This window comes from Rickettsiales bacterium Ac37b, from assembly GCA_000746585.2.
GTDB lineage: Bacteria > Pseudomonadota > Alphaproteobacteria > Rickettsiales > Arcanibacteraceae > Ac37b.
Genome location: CP009217.2, coordinates 175,292 through 194,132, shown reverse-complemented (window position 1 = coordinate 194,132; position 18,841 = coordinate 175,292). Strand labels below are relative to the sequence as shown.

Sequence of the window (18,841 nt, the reverse complement as noted above, 5' to 3'; positions counted from 1 at the left end):
ACAGTAGAAGCAATGGCATATTCCTTAGATTTACGTAAAAAAGTAATTCACTATGTTAATAAAGGTTATACCAGAGAAGAAGCTGCAAGAATTTTTGGCATAGGTGAAAGAACAATTTATAGATGGTTATCGAGATCGAAATCCGGGAATTTAGCAGCCACACGAGCAGCTAAGCCATGGAAGAAGCTTGATCCAATCAAATTATTAAACGAGGTGTCTAAAAACAGCAATTGGCTATTATCTGATTTTGCAAAGGTTTTTAATGTGTCTACAGCTGCTATCTGTTTGGCATTCAAGACTTTGGGGATCACACGAAAAAAAAGACCACACTCTATCGTGAACGGGATGAAGCAAAACGGCAATTATTTTTGGCAGCTATCGCAAACTATAAAGCGGAAGATATAGTTTATATTGATGAGAGTGGAATTGATAGCTATTTGTACTATTCTTGGGGATACAGTCTCAGAGGAAGTAAAGTTTATGGTGATATCTCAGGTAAAAAACATGATTGAGAAAGCTTTATTGCAGGTAAGGTTGGGAAGAAAATTATTGCGCCAATGTGTTTCAAGGGCACATGTAATACAGAAGTTTTTAACGAGTGGGTTAGTCAGTGTTTGGTGCCCGAACTAAGATTTGGTCAAGTTGTAATACTTGATAATGCAACGTTCCATAAGTCAGCTAGAACTAGGAATTTAATAGAAGATATAGGCTGTAAACTTTTATTCTTACCACCTTACTCTCCTGATCTCAACCCAATTGAAAAATATTGGGCTCATTTAAAAGCTAAAATCAAACCTATCATTACTAATTTTAATAACCTTAGCGATGCTATTGATTATGGCTTCTCTATGCCATTCTCAACTTAATTGACTATAGATATGCAAGGAACGGTATATTTTAATGCATCTATTTTCAATATTTTGCCAAATAGTGATATAAAATATTTTGCTAAAAGTAATTATATGGAAATAGTATTAAATGAAAAATTTTATAAGCATAAAATTCTTTTCCATAATTATTTAACAAATGGTACTCAAAATTATCAGTTAAAGATGGAAAATATTACCCTATCTCCGTCTATCCCTGGGCACATTGATAAACAACAATGGTATATTAAGGGCGAATTGTTGGCACAAGATAATAATATTATATCATCACTTAACTTTATAAGAAATAAATTAAATTCTTTGGTAGAGAGTAAACATTATTATTTAAATACATTAATTACCATAAATACACAAAATATAGATAAATCTCTTAATTTTTATTATGGTTCCAATATCAGTGATACATTCTTAATAAAGAATAATACATATATTGAAGGACAAGAAGGGTCAGATTATTATATAATTTATGGGAAAAATCATTTGCATGATGGTATAGTAATTGATAATACATCATATGATCAAGCTCTAGATTTTTTAATAATACAAGAGGAAGATGCACAATTTTATCTTAAAGAAGATAATGTGGATAAGGGAGCGGCTTTTCACTTTATTATTCCAGTATCGCAAGCTAAACCAATGGAGGAATATAAAATCATTGTGGAAAATGATGCAGAAATATCCGCTAAACCTGCTACTCAAACTGCTAACATTTTAATGATAGATGATGAAGATACTTGTTTAATGAGTATGGAATTATTGCTCTTTGGCAGTAACTATAATTTATATAAAGCCGCTGGAGGATACGCTGGTCTAGAATATTTGAAAGAACATTTTAAGGAAATAGATATAATTTTACTCGATTTAATGATGCCAGATATTTATGGCTTAAATGTACTTGCTGAAATCAAAAAAGATCCGGAGCTCGCTAAAATTCCAGTAATACTCCAGACTGGCTCTTCAGATAATGCAGAAATCGAGAGAGCTTTTGAACTTGGCATTTTCACCTATATCAAAAAACCCTACCAAAAACAGGATATAATGGCTGAAATTGAAAGTGTGTTGGAAAAAAGTTAACTTTTTGAATGCGTAGCTTTTCATTCGGTATTTCAAATATTATAGAAAATTACTTTTCTATATATTGTTCAGCAAAAGCTTATATTTTTTATTATAAAAATATTGCAGTATATTATAGTATTAAATTTCTATTGATTTTTATTCACTGATATATTAGTAAATATTTATAAAGTAATTTAATAAAATATAGTAATAAATATGTTAAACCACGATGGCTATTTTTCTGAAAAAATGCTTACCTATAGAATTGAAGTCAATGGTATAGCAAGTGTTTATATTGCGTGTTGGGCAGGATCACAACTTATACAAAACTTATCTTTTTTGGATAGTGATAATGATTATATTTCTTCAGAGCATTTACCTTTTTCACTTAGAAAAGATTTTGCTTATGGAGGAACGAGGCTAGGAAAATATTTGGGCAATAAAATAGAAAGTTCAAAAAGGGCAATCAAATCTGTCAATTTTCTGGCTTTAGCTGAAAGTCATATAAAACATACTATTATTAACAGAGCTATAAGAGAAGGTTGTTTAAACAAATTAATTGATCCTTTAACATTTAAAGTACTAAGAGAATTAAAAGCTCATAATGAATTACAAAATGACATTGAAATAGGTTATAAAGTTCCTGAGGAATATCTAGAATTAAACATTAAAGGTGCTAGATGTATTATTTTACCTCATAGTGAACAAATAGAATCTATATTAAAAGATATAAATAATCCACAATTTAATGAGATCAGTGAAAAAATATTTAAAGAAATAGGTAAATTTTTAAATGGTTTAGAAACATATGACCAAATTGATCTTGAAGGAAATATTTTACAAAAAGTAGCGCTTATCAAAGGAAATATAAATCTTACGCCAGATTTTGGAAGATTTGCTCAAATAGCTGATTTACTTAATAAATTTACCCCTCAAGTCTTATGTATTAATGCTAAGGCAGGAGGATGTAGTGGTAAAGTGGCTTATACAGTTACAGGAATTTTAGCAGGATTAGAAGCATGTATAGATAATGGACTTTCTAATTTAGATCCAGAAACAAAAGTCACTTTTATAGGTTCTGCAGGTGCTCTAGGTGCAGTTATCCTACAGCATTTTAAAGAAATTAATCTTTTGAATGTTAGAGTAGCAGACCTTCAATATAAATTAGAAAAAATATTTAGAATTAATACAGCTTCTGATTTAGAACAACTTAAAATTAAAACTTATAGTATTCAGGATCAAGATACGTTTAAAGTTATTACCCTTACTAATGATATTTTAGAAGTTAAAATAAATGATCAAATAATAGAATTAGTTGGTGGAGGATATCAAGTTATACCAGCAACTTGGGAAGTTATATCTTCAGTAGAAGGTAAATATACGGATGAAGCACTTAATCAAAAAGGTATTATAATTGCAACTACTATAGGGAGAGAAATAGAAAATTCAAATTATGATCTGATTCCATCGGGTACTTTATTTATAGCTGCTCATAATATAGCTTTACCTCTGGGTAGAGAAGGATTGAATATAGTAAATTACTTGCATGGCAAAGGAGTATTTTTTGTTCCCGGACAACCACTTACCCTAGGAGGAGCATTAACTTCTCGACTGGAGGCTTGTCACCGTGCTTTCTACAAAATTACTAAGAATGACGAAGGAAAAAATAATGTTCTTTTCCCAAAAAGATTAGCACATGAAATAGTAAGGGAAATAGTTTATTACCTTATTGATGCTATAATACAGAATAAAAACAATAGCCCCTGGGAGAATTTATTAGAATATTCTCAATTACCCGAATTATTAGAACTTGAAGATCAAACATCAGGTTTAAATCATAAATTTATCCCTTATGATATGAGATTTTAGTTATATAATAGTTTAAAAAATATTAATAGTTTAAATTATTTGAATTCATTTTTACCTATGTTATAATATTAGTAATATTATGTTTATAATAGAGTTTATGAGTTGAAAATATATAGAAGGTTATCTTTACCAAGAGAATATCTTTTCTTTGCTATTGTTATTGTAATAGTAATAGGTATTACCTTAATATGGTTTATGTGGGCAACTTATAATGATTTAGAAAAGGCTAGAAATCGTAAATATTCTATAGAAGCTACTAAGATAAATGAATCTTTAGAAGAAACTTTTACATATACTGCTAATTTTGTTAGGCTAATTGGAATTAGAATTGCTGCCGGAGAAAAGACTGATGCAAAATCAGTAGTATCAGTTTTACTTACTACTATCGACACTGACAAAATAAAAGAAGATATCCTCCCTTGGACTTTATTTGAATTTGTAAATTCTGAAAACTATGCTATCGCAAGCACTGCTGGCGTAATTCCTAAACCGCTTTCAGTTAGTTATATTAGGCGGCCTTGGATAAAAGAAGCCCGAATTCACCCGTGGCAATTACATATAGCTAATCCGGATATTGGCATTGTGAGTGGAGAGCATATTTTACCAGGAGGTTATGGTATAACTGATAGAAATAAAAAGTTTTTAGGTATTATTGCTGTTGGTTTTAACATTGAAAAATTGAAGAATAAAATTAAACGGTCTTTGGCATTTAAGGAGAGTAAATTTGTTATTTTAACTTCAAATTTACAGCTCATTACTAGCTCTTTTAACCAAGTGGTGGTTCATGATTTAATTCAAGAATTTCAGAAATGCAAACCTTTAATTCATGATTTTGGAGAGTTGGGCTGTGAAGTCAAATATGGAAGTGTCATCTATAGATATTATAAAAAATTCTATCCCTATAATTACTTGATATTAGTAGGAGAAGATAGTGAAGATATGCAGCAAGAATTCAATAAATTAATTATTCCTCAATTTATTAAAACACTTTCTTTAGGGGTACTATTTTTAGTTATATTATATATTTTTCGTAGACAAATAATTACCCCTATAACCCTATTATCAACACATACTAGATCTCTTTCTGAAGGTAACTTTAATATTGATATACCAAAACAAGGAAGCCATGAGATTGCTAATTTGGCAGAAGCTTTAGAAATGGTTAAAGATGCTTTTAAAAGAGAAAACTTGCTACATATGCAACTAGCAGAGGCTCATAATCAAGTAAAAAATATTAATGAATCTCTAGAACAAAAAGTTGAAGAGCGTACTGCAGAACTGCAGCAAGCACTAACCGCCAAGACAGAGTTCTTAAATAACATGAGTCATGAGATTAGAACGCCGATGCAAGGTTTCACTGTGATTTCAACCTCACTCGTTGAACACTGGCAAGAGTTTAATGATGAGCGAAAATATGAGTTAGCAATTCGAATTGCAAGCAATGCCACTCGTCTTTCTTCATTACTTAGCCATCTCCTTGATCTTTCCAAATTCGAAGCAGGTAAGATGCTTATGGATTTAAAGAAAATAGACTTAAATCTCATCATACTTGAGATGATTGACGAAGCTCAAACCCTATATATCAATGGTAAGCAGCTGCAAATTAATTTCACTCCTTTAAAAGATGCCTTTATCCTAGCGGACAAAGAAAGAATTGGGCAGGTGCTTCGTAATTTATTTGTTAATAGCATCAAATTCAGCCCAAATAATTCTACCATCACTGTTTCGCTAAAGCTTTCTGAAATTACCTATGATGATCAAAATAAATCTGAAGCCTATCATTTTGCCATTAAAGATGAAGGAATTGGCATTCCTGAAAATGAATTATATACTATCTTTGAGGTATTTGTCCAAAGCAGTAAGACCAAAACTAAAGCAGGAGGAACCGGTCTTGGCCTTGCTATCTGTAAAGAAATTATCGACGCGCATCATGGTGAAATTTGGGCAGAAAATAATGAAGGCTCGGGCACTACTTTTAACTTTATTATCCCAGTATCACAGGCCAAACAGATGGATGGCCATCATATTATTGCCGAAAATAATGTCAAAATACCAACTAAACCTGTTATGCAAACTACTAAATCAGCTAATATTTTGATTATAGATGATGAAGATGCCTGCTTAATGAGTATGGAATTACTGCTTTTTGGAAGTGGCTATAATCTCCATAAAGCAGAGGGCGGTTATGCTGGCCTTGAGTATTTAAAAGAACATTCTAAGGAAATAGATTTAATTTTACTCGATTTAATGATGCCCGATATTTATGGCTTAAATGTACTTGCTGAAATCAAGCAGGATCCAGAGCTCGCTAAAATTCCAGTGATCCTCCAGACTGGCTCTTCAGATAATGCCGAAATTGAAAGAGCATTCACACTTGGCATTGTCACCTACATCAAAAAGCCCTACCAAAGACAGAATATAATATATGAACTTGCAGAAATATTGGATAGAAGGACCTAAATTTAACTTCTTTTACTATAACGAGCAAGAATGATGTCATATCCGTGAAAACGGGTATCTCATGAATCTGGAACATTACTAGATTACCGCTTTTGCGTTAATGACAAAAAAGAGTATATCTTAATTATTTAATATATATACCCCTCATCCGCTCAAAACTGAAGTTTTTCACGACTTCTCCCCTAGGGGAGAAGTGAAATAAGTATGTGCCTTTTATAATTAATAATTCCAGCTTGAATATTTTTTAATTTTTTTTCTAAATAAGCGTTTTAACCTATATAAAGGATGAAAGCCTGGAGTAGTTAATTTAAGATTATAATCTTTACCCGTCATATTTTTATATGCAACCATACACCCTGGTATAACTTCTTTATAATAAATCGAATATAAATTAGGCCATATAATTTTTGTGAGGTTTGCTCCCCATTTTACTACTTGCTGAGGCACTCGTGCTAAGGCTTCTACACAAGCTATAGCCTCCTCCTCTACTTTATTTGCACGTGAATAAGCATCTGCTTTAGGTGTTAAATTAAATTCCATATCGTCAAGCATGGCAATAATCCTACTTGCAAGATATTTTTCTTTTTTCCAAAATAAAACAAATCCTAAAAACTTTTTAGAACGAGATTTACGCATCATACATCCGCGCCAAAAGCAAATTTTGCTTATCGTAAATAATACTGTTATACCTCTTCTCTTATTTTTTCTGAAAAACTTTAAATGACGTTCATGCTCAGCTAAACGTAATACGTTAAATTTTATCAACATGCTTCTGATCAATTGAAGATTCTTAATATCGTTTAATCTGCCAATACGCACATTTTCTTTTGCTTTAGTTGCATTTAAATTGGCCGAATATCTAGAAATTTGCCTGCCATGAGCATCTCGCATTATATCAGAATAATGGCCCATTTCTTGGGCTCCTATAATCATCATCCTAGCCATAGCAGGAAAACCATCACCATAAACTGCATCTTCAGTAGTTTCAGCAAAAGGATTTCCCCCAGCCGATATATAAATGGTTGCCATTCTACCATCTGTGCTTTGCATACCACTATTATCACCAGCATACTGCCAAGAAACCACATCTAAGACATCACCTATAGTATATGAATATGATATAAATATTTCTACTCTTTCCCATAATAGCATTAGCATTACTACTGGATGCACAGATTGAACTACTAGCCTGGCTAAAGACATTTCTAATTTTTCACTTACAGGCTGATATTTCTTAATTTCATTTCTTAACTTCAGAACCTCCTGTTGTACTTTATCCATTAAACCTTGATTTTTATGCCTTTTTTGTAACACCATTGTAATAATTTTTTTGGTATGACCAAGCAGTTTTATATCCGTTAGTTCTCTTAAACTAAACATCATACTAACACCATCGTATGGTAAATATAGACGGGCAAAATTAATTTTATCGTTAGCATCTATGCGTAATCTACCAGATAGCACTAATGATTTTGCTACCTCCTCCAGCTGAGGTGGCATCTCCTCACGATCTAAAGCTGGCATCGCATGCAATATATGATATAAATTAGACATTATTTAGCTTCACAATAAATTTACTATTTGTTATCTATAGTTAATGATGATACGATACATAAACATTTTATTATATTTTATATCTTATGACAAATAAGCTACTCAAATTAATTTTATTTATATTAATATTTTTACTATGCAATTTATTATATCATATATTTATCAAAGATTTCTTTAATAAATATTTAAATATGGATAAAAAAACAACTATAACAACTATACATAGTGTATATGGCGACTATCTTGCAGGATATTATGCATCCAAAACTACTCAAACAGCAATAGCCGCTAAGTTTTTTCAAGATAGTTTACAAAAATCTCAGAGCTCAGATAATAATGCTTTAAAAAATACTTTACTTGAATACAGCTATATTACCAATATCCTAGAAGGAAATACTCAAAATGCTATATTACTAATAAAGCAATTTTCAAACAATACTAATTCTGGTTACCTCGCTAATATTATTTTATCGTTTGAAGACTTACATGCTGGTAACTTTGAGAAAGCTAGGCAAAAGCTTGAACAAGCGCTCAGCACTAACAATTTATACAAAATAGATGAAATGCTATTACTAATATTAATCAGCTGGTGCCATCTTGGTGAAGGAGATTATCAAAAAGCAATAGCTAGTTTGCATAGAAGCCCACAACCAAATGATGAAATGATTATATTGCAAGAAGCTATGATGGCCGATTTAGAAGGATTAAACGACATAGCAAAGCAGAAATATAGCCAATTAACTCAATTATCATTATCATACGATATAATTAACCTTGTGGCAAATTTCTATGCTCGAGCGAACAATTTTCATAAGGCTAAAGCTTTATATAGTGCACTACTTGCTGTTAACCCTAATAATCCTATCTTTCAAAATTCCTTGGATAATGTTTCATCAGTGGATGCTTTTCACACGCGGCCCATTAATAATGCCATAGATGGAATAGTTTTTACATTTACCTTAATAAGTAGCTTACTGAATAAAGAAGTATTTTATATTAAAGCATTAATATGTAGTGAACTTGCGCTCTATCTTAATCCCAATTATAAACCAGCCCACTTACTAATTGCTTCCATATTATTAGATATGGATAATTATAATGCAGCACTGAAATATTATAAGCTAATACCCGCTAATTCAGAATTTTACTATTATGCACAATTAGAAATAGCTAAAATTCTGCATATAATAGGTGATATAAAAACATCACGATATATGCTACGTGCTTTATACCAGATTAACCCTACATATATAGAACCTTTAATGCTGCTTGCAAATAGCTATAGTTCGCAAGGAGAATATATTAAAGCAAATAATATTTACAGCAACATAATAGCTAGTATACCTAACATACAAAAAAAAGAATGGGTGTTATTTTATATACGTGGCACTAATTATAGTTTATTAAAAAATAATATAAAAGCTGAAAAAGACTTTCTAAAAGCTCTAAAGCTTAATCCGGAGCAATATACAGTTATGAATGACCTAGCATATACTTGGCTAGAGCATGGTAAAAATATTGATAAAGCAACAGAAATGATTAAAATTGCTTATGAAAATGATCCTCAAAATCCTCAAGTCTTAGATAGTATGGGATGGGCACTTTACCTACAAGGACATTATGAAAAAGCTCTTAACCTTTTAGAAAATGCTATAGAGCTTCTGCCAAATGATCCCACAGTTGGAGAACATCTTGGAGACGCTTATTATAAATTATCTTATAACCGACAAGCAAAATACGAATGGGAACGCGCTTTACAGAATAGTGATAATACCCAAATAAAAAGACGTTTAAGAAATAAAATAAATAAATTGTAAATATTATTATGCACAATCATAATCACATTATTCCTAAAAAAATTCTTTTATTACACCAAAAACTTATAGAAGCTAATTTAGATGGATTTATCATCCCATCACAAGATGAATTTTTAGGTGAATACATACCAGATTATGCAAAGCGATTAAAGTGGCTTACTGATTTCTCTGGCTCAAACGGTGTAGCAATAATACTCAGAACAAAATCTGCTTTCTTTACCGATGGTAGATATACACTACAAGCCAAAAATGAGCTAGGAAGTTATTATGAAATCCAGAATTTGTTGGAATATAATATTGGGAAGTGGATATTAAATAATAGCACACTCGGAACCAAGATAGGATTTGATCCTTGGTTACATACGTATAATCAAATTACTAATTTACAATCGATAGTAAAATCGCAAAATATTAAACTTGTTCCTTGCACTACTAACCTTATTGATGAACTTTGGCATGATCGCCCTCATAAACCTAATTCCTCTATTTTAATACATGAGATAAAATATAGTGGTATTAATTCTGAACTTAAGGTTGATTCAATAACTCAAGAATTACAAAAACATCAAACAGAGGCGGTAATTATTACAGCCCCTGATTCATTATGTTGGTTATTAAATATACGAGGTACAGACGTTCCATACACACCTTTAGTCTTAGCACGAGCTATTCTTTACAGTAATAACTCTATTGACTTATTTATTAACAATCGAGACTCAAAAACATCCTTTCCGCCAAATATAAAATTACATAATTCAGAAAATTTTGAAGATAAATTATCTAAACTCTCTGAAAAAACAGTACAAATAGATATAAAATCTGCTTCCTATTGGTTAATTAATAAATTAGAGCATTATAAAATCAATATATTAAACAAAGAAGATCCATGTAAACTCCCTAAAGCATGCAAAAATGATACTGAAATAAAAGGCGCATATGAAAGTCAATTTCAAGATGCAGTTGCTCTATGTTATTTTTTCTCATGGTTAGAACAATCCTTGGATCTTAATCTGACAGAACTGGATATTTCGGCTAAACTACTCGAATTTAGGAAACAGCAACCTGATTTTATATATCCAAGCTTTGCTACAATTGCAGCTTTTGCAGAACATGGAGCTATTATTCATTATCAACCTTCTATCAAGAGTAATAGGAAAATTACTGCTAATGGATTATTGCTTATCGATTCAGGTGGGCAATATAAGTGTGGAACTACCGATATAACACGCACTATTGCCATAGGTACCCCTTCTTTAATGGAACAAACCCATTTTACATTAGTATTAAAAGGCCATATTGCACTAGCTAAAGCAATTTTTCCTAAAAAGACTTGTGGATATCAGCTTGACATATTAGCACGCTCACCATTATGGCAAGAAGGACTCGATTATGCACACGGTACAGGACATGGGGTAGGCAGTTTTCTTGGCGTACATGAAGGGCCACAAAGCATTAGCACTAAAGCAACTAACGTAGCCTTATTACCAGGGATGATCTTATCTAATGAGCCTGGGATTTATCTCGAAAATCAATATGGTATTAGAATAGAAAATCTTATCTTAACTAAAAATTGTGAATCCCTACCAAACTTCTTATGTTTTGAAACCATTACATTTGTACCTTTAGATAAAAAATTAATAAAACTTGACTTGTTAACTTCTAGTGAGGTAAACTGGATAAATAGGTATCATCAACAGATATGGGACAAAATTTCACCTCTAATTAGCGATCAAATAGTATTAAAATGGTTAAGTTTTGCCGTAAAGCCTATTTAATTTATACAGTCTCTTGATTTTCTTAAAATAGACATTATAATACTAATTAGATAAGTGTTTGAGGTACTATTTAAAAGGTAAAAATTATGAAAGATTTCACAAAATATAATGTTTCTGGCGCTCATGCTAAAGCTGCCCAGTATGATGAAGGCTTAAGAGCTTTCATGCTACAAGTATATAACTATATGGCTGGTGCTTTAGTTTTAACTGGTGCTATATCGATGTTTGCTGCTTCCTCAGAAACCATCATGAATATGCTATATGTAATGCAAGCTGGACATATAGTTGGAATTTCTGGCTTAGGATGGTTGGTGACTTTTGCACCTTTAGTATTAGTATTTGCCTTTAATTTTGGCATTACCAGAATGTCTGTTCAAACTGTACAAACATTATTCTGGACTTATGCTGCTCTAATAGGTTTATCACTATCTTCAATATTTATGGTATATACTGGTGAATCTATAGCACGAGTATTTTTTATTACAGCTGGTGTATTTGGTGCTATGAGTATCTATGGGTATTCCACTAAAAAAGATTTAACCCAATTTGGTTCTTTTTTAATTATGGGATTAATAGGTATCTTAATAGCTTCACTAATTAATATATTTTTAAAGAGCACTGGTTTACAATTTGCAGTTTCTATCCTTAGTATATTAATATTTGTTGGGTTAACAGCTTATGATACTCAAAGAATAAAATCTATGTATTACCAATTTGGTATTAATAATGAAGTTTCTACAAAAGTAGCAGTAATGGGTGCACTTGCCTTATACATGGATTTTATTAATATCTTTATTCAATTACTCCAATTCTTTGGTAATAGAAGAGATTAATCTCTTATAAAACAATTACTACTTACAAAAAACCCTCTTAATTTTGAAGAGGGTTTTTTTGTATCTATTTTCTATATTTTAATTTATTTTAATGTATTAAGATTATTTAAAAAAATATAATTGAAAAAATATAGCAAATGTTATATAATTAATAGAAATTAATAATTTTATATGACACAAAAGGTAAAAAATAGGGATAAAATGAAATCATTAGATGAGATTAAAGGAAAAAATGCTACATATTGCACTATGGATAGGGAAGCATATAACATTTTACAGCGTGAGTTGAATAGTAAACTTAAGGACTTTAATATTTATAAAACTTCCATGCAAAATAACAATTCTTTTTCTGAGGCAGACGCAACTAAGCTTATTAATGAGAGAGAAAAGAGTATATATCTAGGCGTTATGGAGTTTTTACAGAATCACTCAAAACAAACGAAGGTTTTCCCTGAAATAGTTTCTGAAAATGAAGCTATCATAGCATCATTTATAGATAAGGTAGGGTTTCACTTATACCACATAACCTTTGATGATGAGGTAGAATTTTTATATGAAGTAGAATCAACCATAATTCTATAAAGAAAATCCTAGACCAACACCTGCTCAAACTTCTAGTTCATCTAGCAGTTCCTCTTCTTCTAGAAAATATGATACCGCTGATGAAGAGCCATCTACCTCACCTCAAAAGAAAAATAAAGGAAAAGCACCTTCACAACCAGCCCAGCAAACTTTTGTTGCTTTAAGTGAAGAAGCAATAAATAATCTGTTTTATTTGTTAAGGCAACCATTAAAAGCAGGAGAATCTCTCAACTCTCGTACCTCTGACTTCCATGATCAAGTCATAAAGGACTATCACTCTACAATATTTAATAATCTGGTAAAGTTAGAAGAGAATGGCAATATTGAGAGATGTAGAATACAAAATGCCAATAAGGAATTAGGTATGGTACTTGATTTTAAGCACTCAAAAAATCAGGTCTCTCAAATTAGCATTCCTCAAGATGAAAATAGTGCTTTCTCAGGAATGATGTTTGTTGCAAGACTAGATGAAAAAGGTAATGAAAAAAAAGCATACGACATTTTAAGAATCAAAGAAGGAAAAGTAATAGATGTATTCTGCGCTGATCCTAAGCCAACTCTTCAAAATAGTAGAATCGCAGAGATCTATGAACAACTAGGTAGGGAGCAAACTCCACCAAATAAACCTAGAAGTTTTGTGGATGGTATTAGAGTTAGCAGTAGCAATAGCAGAGGAGCATAACTATAGTTTTAAGCTTCTAATATGTAAAAGAAGTTTTTTTTGGTCATACCCGTGAAAACGTATCTTATTAGCTTCGCACTTTACTAGATTACTGTTTTCGCGGTAAGGCATTGTTGCGTGGATGTATAAAATTCTCAACCATGCTAATCTATAAAATTTTCTTATTTTCTTGCGGTTATGCGATGTTATAAACTGCTCTGCCAAATGACATCATTTTATTCAGTATATTAACTTTTGTAATTATTTCATTCATTCTACCCCTATTACTTTTTTGTTGCCAATAAAATCCAAAAATACGTTTCAATCTAAACATTAACTATTCTATTAATGATCTTCTATGATAGACATTTGCTACCTTCCAATCCCTTTAAGCCTTCCCTAAACTCTTTATGTTTCTTAATATGGGCTATAATTTCATTTCGTTTGTAATAAATATTTTTTCTTCTCTTTCGGTTTATACTTTAATTCATCTTGGCTCCTTGAAATAGTAGCTACAGGAATCAAAGCTTTCGCTCCTCATTTATATATAATCCTTTTAATTAAGTATTAGCTTAATAATTTTTATATTGTCTACTTTTCAAAATAGTTATCCTATGTGTATAATATATTAATTATAAATTAAATGTGTAATTTTTTTCAAGAAAATTTATTATGTATCATAAAAGCAATTCCTCTTCCCTACGGATTTCAGAAACAGTTTATAAATGCAATCAAACTTTAGATGAAATTTTATTCCCTGAAAAAAATCCTTACAATCAGGGTTGCTTCCAAATTTCAGAATTACATAATTTATTTTATGCAGAATATGGTAATCCACGTGATACCCCAGTCTTATTTATTCATGGTGGGCCAGGAGCAGGTTGCGATAATCATGACGCACGTTATTTTGATCCTAAACATTATCGTATTATTCTTTTTGATCAAAGAGGTTCAGGAGCCTCTAGCCCTTTTGGGGAAATGCGTGATAACACTCCACAAGATTCTATAGAAGACATTGAAAAATTGCGTAATTTATTAAAAATTGAGAAATGGTTTATTTTCGGTGGATCATGGGGAAGTGCTCTATCTATAGCCTATGGCGAAACTTATCTAGAAAAGTGCTTAGGGTTTATTTTACGAGGGATATTTTTAGGCAGGCAATCAGAAATTAATAATGTCTGGTATGGAATGCAAGATATATTTCCTGAGACTTGGGAAGAATTTAAAAATTTTTTGCCTAAAGAAGAGCAAACTAACTTAATTGCTGGAACTATCAACAACTTATGGATCCACATCCTGAAATACATATGGCTGCAGCTAAATCGTTTATAAAATATGATTTTACAGCTGCTTATCTTATTCATTCGAAAGAAAGAATTGATAATATATTAAAAGAAGATAAATTGGTTTTAGGCTGTGCCAGGACGTTTGCTCATTATTCTATAAATAATTTTTTTCTAAAAGAAAATAAATTATTAGATAATATTCAGAAAATTTCTCACTTGCCTTGTATTATAATTCATGGTCGTTATGATACTATCTGTAAACCTAAATCAGCTTATGAATTGTACAAATCTTGGGCAGGATCAGAATTAACTATAGTTTCAGATGCTAGTCATTCTGCCTCTGAACCTTCAATGTCAAAAGCTTTAGTAGAAGCTTGTAAAAGAATGTATGAAATTTATAAAATTAAAAGTGAAATATCCATCTAATAATACTCCGAATATTAAACCCAGTTTCATTTTTTTTCTTATATTATATTACTAAATATTATCCTTAATGCGACCTATTTGCGACCTAAATAAATAAACCTGCATTATGTTTTAGTTAAAAAACTAGAGAAAAACTGGTGGGACCGGCGCGATTCGAACGCACGACCCTCAGATTAGGAATCTGATGCTCTATCCTGCTGAGCTACGGCCCCTATATATTAAATTTTGACAGTGATTAAGGATTACACCTGTAATATATAAAATTCAAGAGAAAAATAGTACGTTATATTAATTATTATGGTTCTTAGCACCTAATTTTGTAAAAGGCTTATCTTTAGAAGCTTTTACACGAAAATTATAGAAGAAAGTAGTACCAGGTTAGTTAGATATATAGATTATCCCTATTACTGGAATGACTAAAAGAGCTGTTTGGAATTATACAACACGTCCTATATACCCAGAAACGGTTACCAGCGATATTGTCAAGTTACTAATTTATTATAATGTGGATGAAATAGTTTCTTCTCTTCTTAATTTTCCTAATGTTTTTCTTTATAATTTTTATCCATTTGTTAATATTATAATGTTAGTATAATTATTAACTATTATTAACTTTATTATTTAGAAGAAAGTAATGGATAACGATTTTTTAAGAAATAGCGATGGAACATGGAAGTATACCAATCGGCTGATTAACTCAAAAAGCCTTTATTTATTACAACATGCCCATGATCCTATTGATTGGTATGATTGGTGTGAGGAAGCTTTTGTAAGAGCCAAGGCTGAAAATAAACCTATTTTTGTAAGTATAGGATATTACAGTTGCTATTGGTGTAATGTAATGGGACGTGAAATATTGTCATCCCAAGAGATAGGTGATACCTTAAATAAGCATTTTATCAACATTAAAGTTGATAAGGAAGAACACCCAGATCTAGATAAAATATACATGAGTGCTAGACAAATTTTAACCGGAGAAAGTGGTTGGCCAAATAATATATTTTTGACTCATGATCTAAAACCATTTTTTGCAATAGGTACCCTGATTAGAGCACATAATAAGTTAAATTTTCAAACATTATTGCTTAAATTAGAAGAATGGTGGAGGTTAAGGCATGATGATTTAATAAATAATGCTAGTAATATTACTAATTTAATGCATGTTCAACTTGATAAAATATCATCTATTGCTGCAAATGATATTATTTTAGATGAACAAATTGTTGAAAAGCTTTCAGATCAGCTGGGAATATATTTTGATATTCAGCATGGTGGTTTTTTTGGTGCACCAAAATTCCCCAATGAAAGCTATACCCATTTTCTTCTATCATCATCTGAAAATCCACAAGCATTTTTTATGGCTTTTCATACCCTTAATAAAATAGCAAAAAGTGCTATGTATGATCATGTAGATGGTGGATTTCATCGCTATACTATTGGTGCTGCTTGGCGTATTCCTCATTTTGAGAAAATGTTATATAACCAATCTTTATTAAGCAATTGCTACTTAAATGCGTACAGTATTACTAAAAATCAATATTATAAAAATATCCTAGATTCTAATTTAAAATTTGTACAGACATCTTTACAAAATGAAAATGGAGGTTTCTATTCATCAATTGATGCAGAAACAAATCATGTGCCAGGTAAATATTATACTTGGGATAAAGCACAAATTAAATCTGCATTATCAGATGCAGAATATAAGGAATTTTTTTCCTATTTTGAACTAGAAATTATCCAAGAAAATTCAGATAATAATATTAGTAACATTAGCAATATTAGTAAGCAAGGAGTATTATTTTGTAATAATTATGATATCGAAGTTAATTATATCAAAATAAAACCTATATTAGAAAAGCTACGTTTAATTAGAGCGCAACGAAATCATCCTAATATTGATACTAAAATAATTACTTCTTGGCATTCGATGATGACCACCACTTATGCAAATGCAGGATTAATTTTAAATAATAGCTTATATACAAAAATTGCCAAGAAAGCAGCAAATTTCCTGGTAGAAAATTGTATAAATAAAAAAAACGAATTAATGCACATAGTAGGTAATGATTCAATTGAAGCATTTTCTGAAGATTATGCTTATGCTATCCAGGCACTATTAGCTCTTTATCGCCTTACTGCTGAGAAGTATTGGCTTCAAAAATCTTTAGATCTATTAAATAAGTGTAATACTATCTTCTTAGAATCTGATGGTAGTTATGTTTATACTAATAAAAAGAATGATTATATGCACCTAATATTAGTTAGAGAAGCCCATGATGTTACTATTCCTTCAGCAAACTCTATTATGTTAGATAATTTAGTTCAAATATGTGAACTTACTAATAATAAAATATGGCTTGAACAGGCTAATAAATTAATTAATAGTTTTACCCAAGAAATCATTTTACAACCTATGAGATTCCCATATTTTTTATCAGGTGTTTATTACAAATTAATGCTAGAAAAAGCATTTAAACATGTTAAACTTGTAAATATAGACGTGCCTATATTAATATATACAATGAAGACTATTACGATATATTTTTATTTTGAAATAGATAATAACTATTATATTTATGCACATGATAACTCTAATTTTTATCCAACCACATTTAATATTTCTGGATCATCAAACTTAACTTTACATGACATTACTTATCCAAACGTGACAGATAAAGTAAAATTATATAAAAAACATTTTCATATATCTGCTAATATATCTTTTAATAATCCTTCTAATTTAAATAATATTGAACGATTAGATGTTACCTTATATTATCAGTTATGTTCGGAAAATAATTGTTTGTATAAAGATAAATTGTATGAAAAAGTGTTTGTTGCAGTACAAAATTCCTCATTTAACAAGATTGATTAATTTAAAGTATTAGCATTTTATGAAATTTTGATATACAACATATTAATAGAGAAATTACGTTATATTGAATTTGCTATAATAAACTTAAAATATAAAGAAAATATTATACAAGGTAAAGATAGGTTTAGTTAATGTTAGAGTTTTTAGGTTGGATTACAGATTTTGTACATAAATTTGGTTATATAGGCATATTTATTATGACCTTTATAGAAAGTACCTTTATCCCACTACCTGCAGAAATTACATTAGTGCCAGCAGGTTATCTCATTAGTACGGGTGAGATGAATCTATATTTAGTACTTATATACAGTATTGCTGGAACTGTAGGAGGTTCTTGGCTTAGCTATTGGATAGCCTTACATTATGGGAGAAATTTGATAATAAAATATGGTAAATATTTTTTCATGAATGAGCAAAAATTAAAAAAAATTGAAAGTTTTTTTGCACGCCATGGAAATATCTCTACTTTTACAGGGAGATTTTTACCTGGAGTAAAACATTATATTTCTTTTCCAGCAGGTTTAGCGCAAATGCCTATTAAGCCTTTTCTGACATATACATTTCTTGGCAGTTCTATTTGGGTTGTGGTTTTACTTAGTGTAGGATATTTTATTGGTAGCAACCAAGATACTATTAAAAAATATTTAATGGTTATAAAACTGGCGATGATTTTGCTTATAGCTATTATAATCATTGTATATATTATTTTAAAATCATGGAATAAACGTAATCAAACTAAATTATAAATATTGAGGTG

14 protein-coding genes, 1 tRNA gene and 1 pseudogene are annotated in these 18,841 nt (G+C 30.5%); 14 read left to right on the top strand and 2 right to left on the bottom strand.

The window, feature by feature from the left end; translation table 11 throughout:
* Window positions 1–12 precede the first annotated feature (12 nt).
* The 5 genes from NOVO_00975 to NOVO_00955 all read left to right on the top strand — a co-directional run bounded on the left by NOVO_00975 (window position 13) and on the right by NOVO_00955 (window position 6,272).
* Window positions 13–405, top strand: a complete 393-nt coding sequence (locus NOVO_00975) for a Transposase (protein ID AIL64602.1) — start codon at window positions 13–15, stop codon at window positions 403–405.
* A 152-nt stretch (window positions 406–557) separates the two neighbouring features.
* The gene (locus NOVO_00970; GenBank protein ID AIL64601.1) at window positions 558–866 is read left to right on the top strand and encodes a hypothetical protein; all 309 of its coding nucleotides are present in this window, start codon (window positions 558–560) and stop codon (window positions 864–866) included.
* Window positions 867–878: 12 nt separating this feature from the next.
* Window positions 879–1,961, top strand: a complete 1,083-nt coding sequence (gene afsQ1_1 / locus NOVO_00965) for a Transcriptional regulatory protein AfsQ1 (protein ID AIL64600.1) — start codon at window positions 879–881, stop codon at window positions 1,959–1,961.
* Between the two features lie 198 nt (window positions 1,962–2,159).
* Window positions 2,160–3,812 carry a hypothetical protein gene (locus NOVO_00960; protein ID AIL64599.1) on the top strand — a complete coding sequence of 551 codons (1,653 nt, stop codon included), beginning with the start codon at window positions 2,160–2,162 and terminating at the stop codon, window positions 3,810–3,812.
* A 102-nt stretch (window positions 3,813–3,914) separates the two neighbouring features.
* Complete coding sequence (locus tag NOVO_00955) at window positions 3,915–6,272, top strand: Sensor histidine kinase (GenBank protein AIL64598.1); 2,358 nt, start codon at window positions 3,915–3,917, stop codon at window positions 6,270–6,272.
* A gap of 219 nt (window positions 6,273–6,491) precedes the next feature.
* Here the strand turns inward: NOVO_00955 and NOVO_00950 are convergent, their stop codons facing one another.
* Window positions 6,492–7,826 carry a hypothetical protein gene (locus NOVO_00950; GenBank protein ID AIL64597.1) on the bottom strand — a complete coding sequence of 445 codons (1,335 nt, stop codon included), beginning with the start codon at window positions 7,824–7,826 and terminating at the stop codon, window positions 6,492–6,494.
* Window positions 7,827–7,912: 86 nt separating this feature from the next.
* On the opposite strand from NOVO_00950, the gene NOVO_00945 reads away from it, so the two are divergent.
* The 6 genes and pseudogenes from NOVO_00945 to NOVO_00920 all read left to right on the top strand — a co-directional run bounded on the left by NOVO_00945 (window position 7,913) and on the right by NOVO_00920 (window position 15,206).
* Window positions 7,913–9,643 carry a tetratricopeptide repeat protein gene (locus tag NOVO_00945; GenBank protein ID AIL64596.1) on the top strand — a complete coding sequence of 577 codons (1,731 nt, stop codon included), beginning with the start codon at window positions 7,913–7,915 and terminating at the stop codon, window positions 9,641–9,643.
* An 8-nt stretch (window positions 9,644–9,651) separates the two neighbouring features.
* On the top strand, window positions 9,652–11,418 hold the full coding sequence (locus tag NOVO_00940) for a putative peptidase (protein AIL64595.1): 1,767 nt from the start codon (window positions 9,652–9,654) through the stop codon (window positions 11,416–11,418).
* 86 nt (window positions 11,419–11,504) lie between these two features.
* Window positions 11,505–12,251, top strand: a complete 747-nt coding sequence (gene ybhL, locus NOVO_00935) for an Inner membrane protein YbhL (protein AIL64594.1) — start codon at window positions 11,505–11,507, stop codon at window positions 12,249–12,251.
* Window positions 12,252–12,422: 171 nt separating this feature from the next.
* On the top strand, window positions 12,423–12,833 hold the full coding sequence (locus tag NOVO_00930; GenBank protein ID AIL64593.1) for a hypothetical protein: 411 nt from the start codon (window positions 12,423–12,425) through the stop codon (window positions 12,831–12,833).
* Window positions 12,834–13,026: 193 nt separating this feature from the next.
* On the top strand, window positions 13,027–13,515 hold the full coding sequence (locus NOVO_00925) for a hypothetical protein (GenBank protein AIL64592.1): 489 nt from the start codon (window positions 13,027–13,029) through the stop codon (window positions 13,513–13,515).
* A 651-nt stretch (window positions 13,516–14,166) separates the two neighbouring features.
* Window positions 14,167–15,206: pseudogene (locus NOVO_00920) on the top strand (proline iminopeptidase; disrupted).
* A 135-nt stretch (window positions 15,207–15,341) separates the two neighbouring features.
* Here NOVO_00920 and NOVO_00910 read toward each other — a convergent pair.
* A tRNA-Arg gene (locus NOVO_00910) sits at window positions 15,342–15,418 on the bottom strand.
* A gap of 200 nt (window positions 15,419–15,618) precedes the next feature.
* On the opposite strand from NOVO_00910, the gene NOVO_00905 reads away from it, so the two are divergent.
* From NOVO_00905 to dedA, 3 genes are all read left to right on the top strand, one after another.
* A complete protein-coding gene (locus tag NOVO_00905; protein ID AIL64591.1) occupies window positions 15,619–15,801 on the top strand; it encodes a hypothetical protein in 183 nt (60 codons plus the stop codon).
* 39 nt (window positions 15,802–15,840) lie between these two features.
* Window positions 15,841–18,084, top strand: coding sequence for a Thioredoxin-related protein (locus tag NOVO_00900; GenBank protein ID AIL64590.1), 2,244 nt, complete (start codon window positions 15,841–15,843; stop codon window positions 18,082–18,084).
* A 131-nt stretch (window positions 18,085–18,215) separates the two neighbouring features.
* Complete coding sequence (dedA, locus tag NOVO_00895) at window positions 18,216–18,830, top strand: membrane protein (GenBank protein AIL64589.1); 615 nt, start codon at window positions 18,216–18,218, stop codon at window positions 18,828–18,830.
* Window positions 18,831–18,841: the final 11 nt, after the last annotated feature.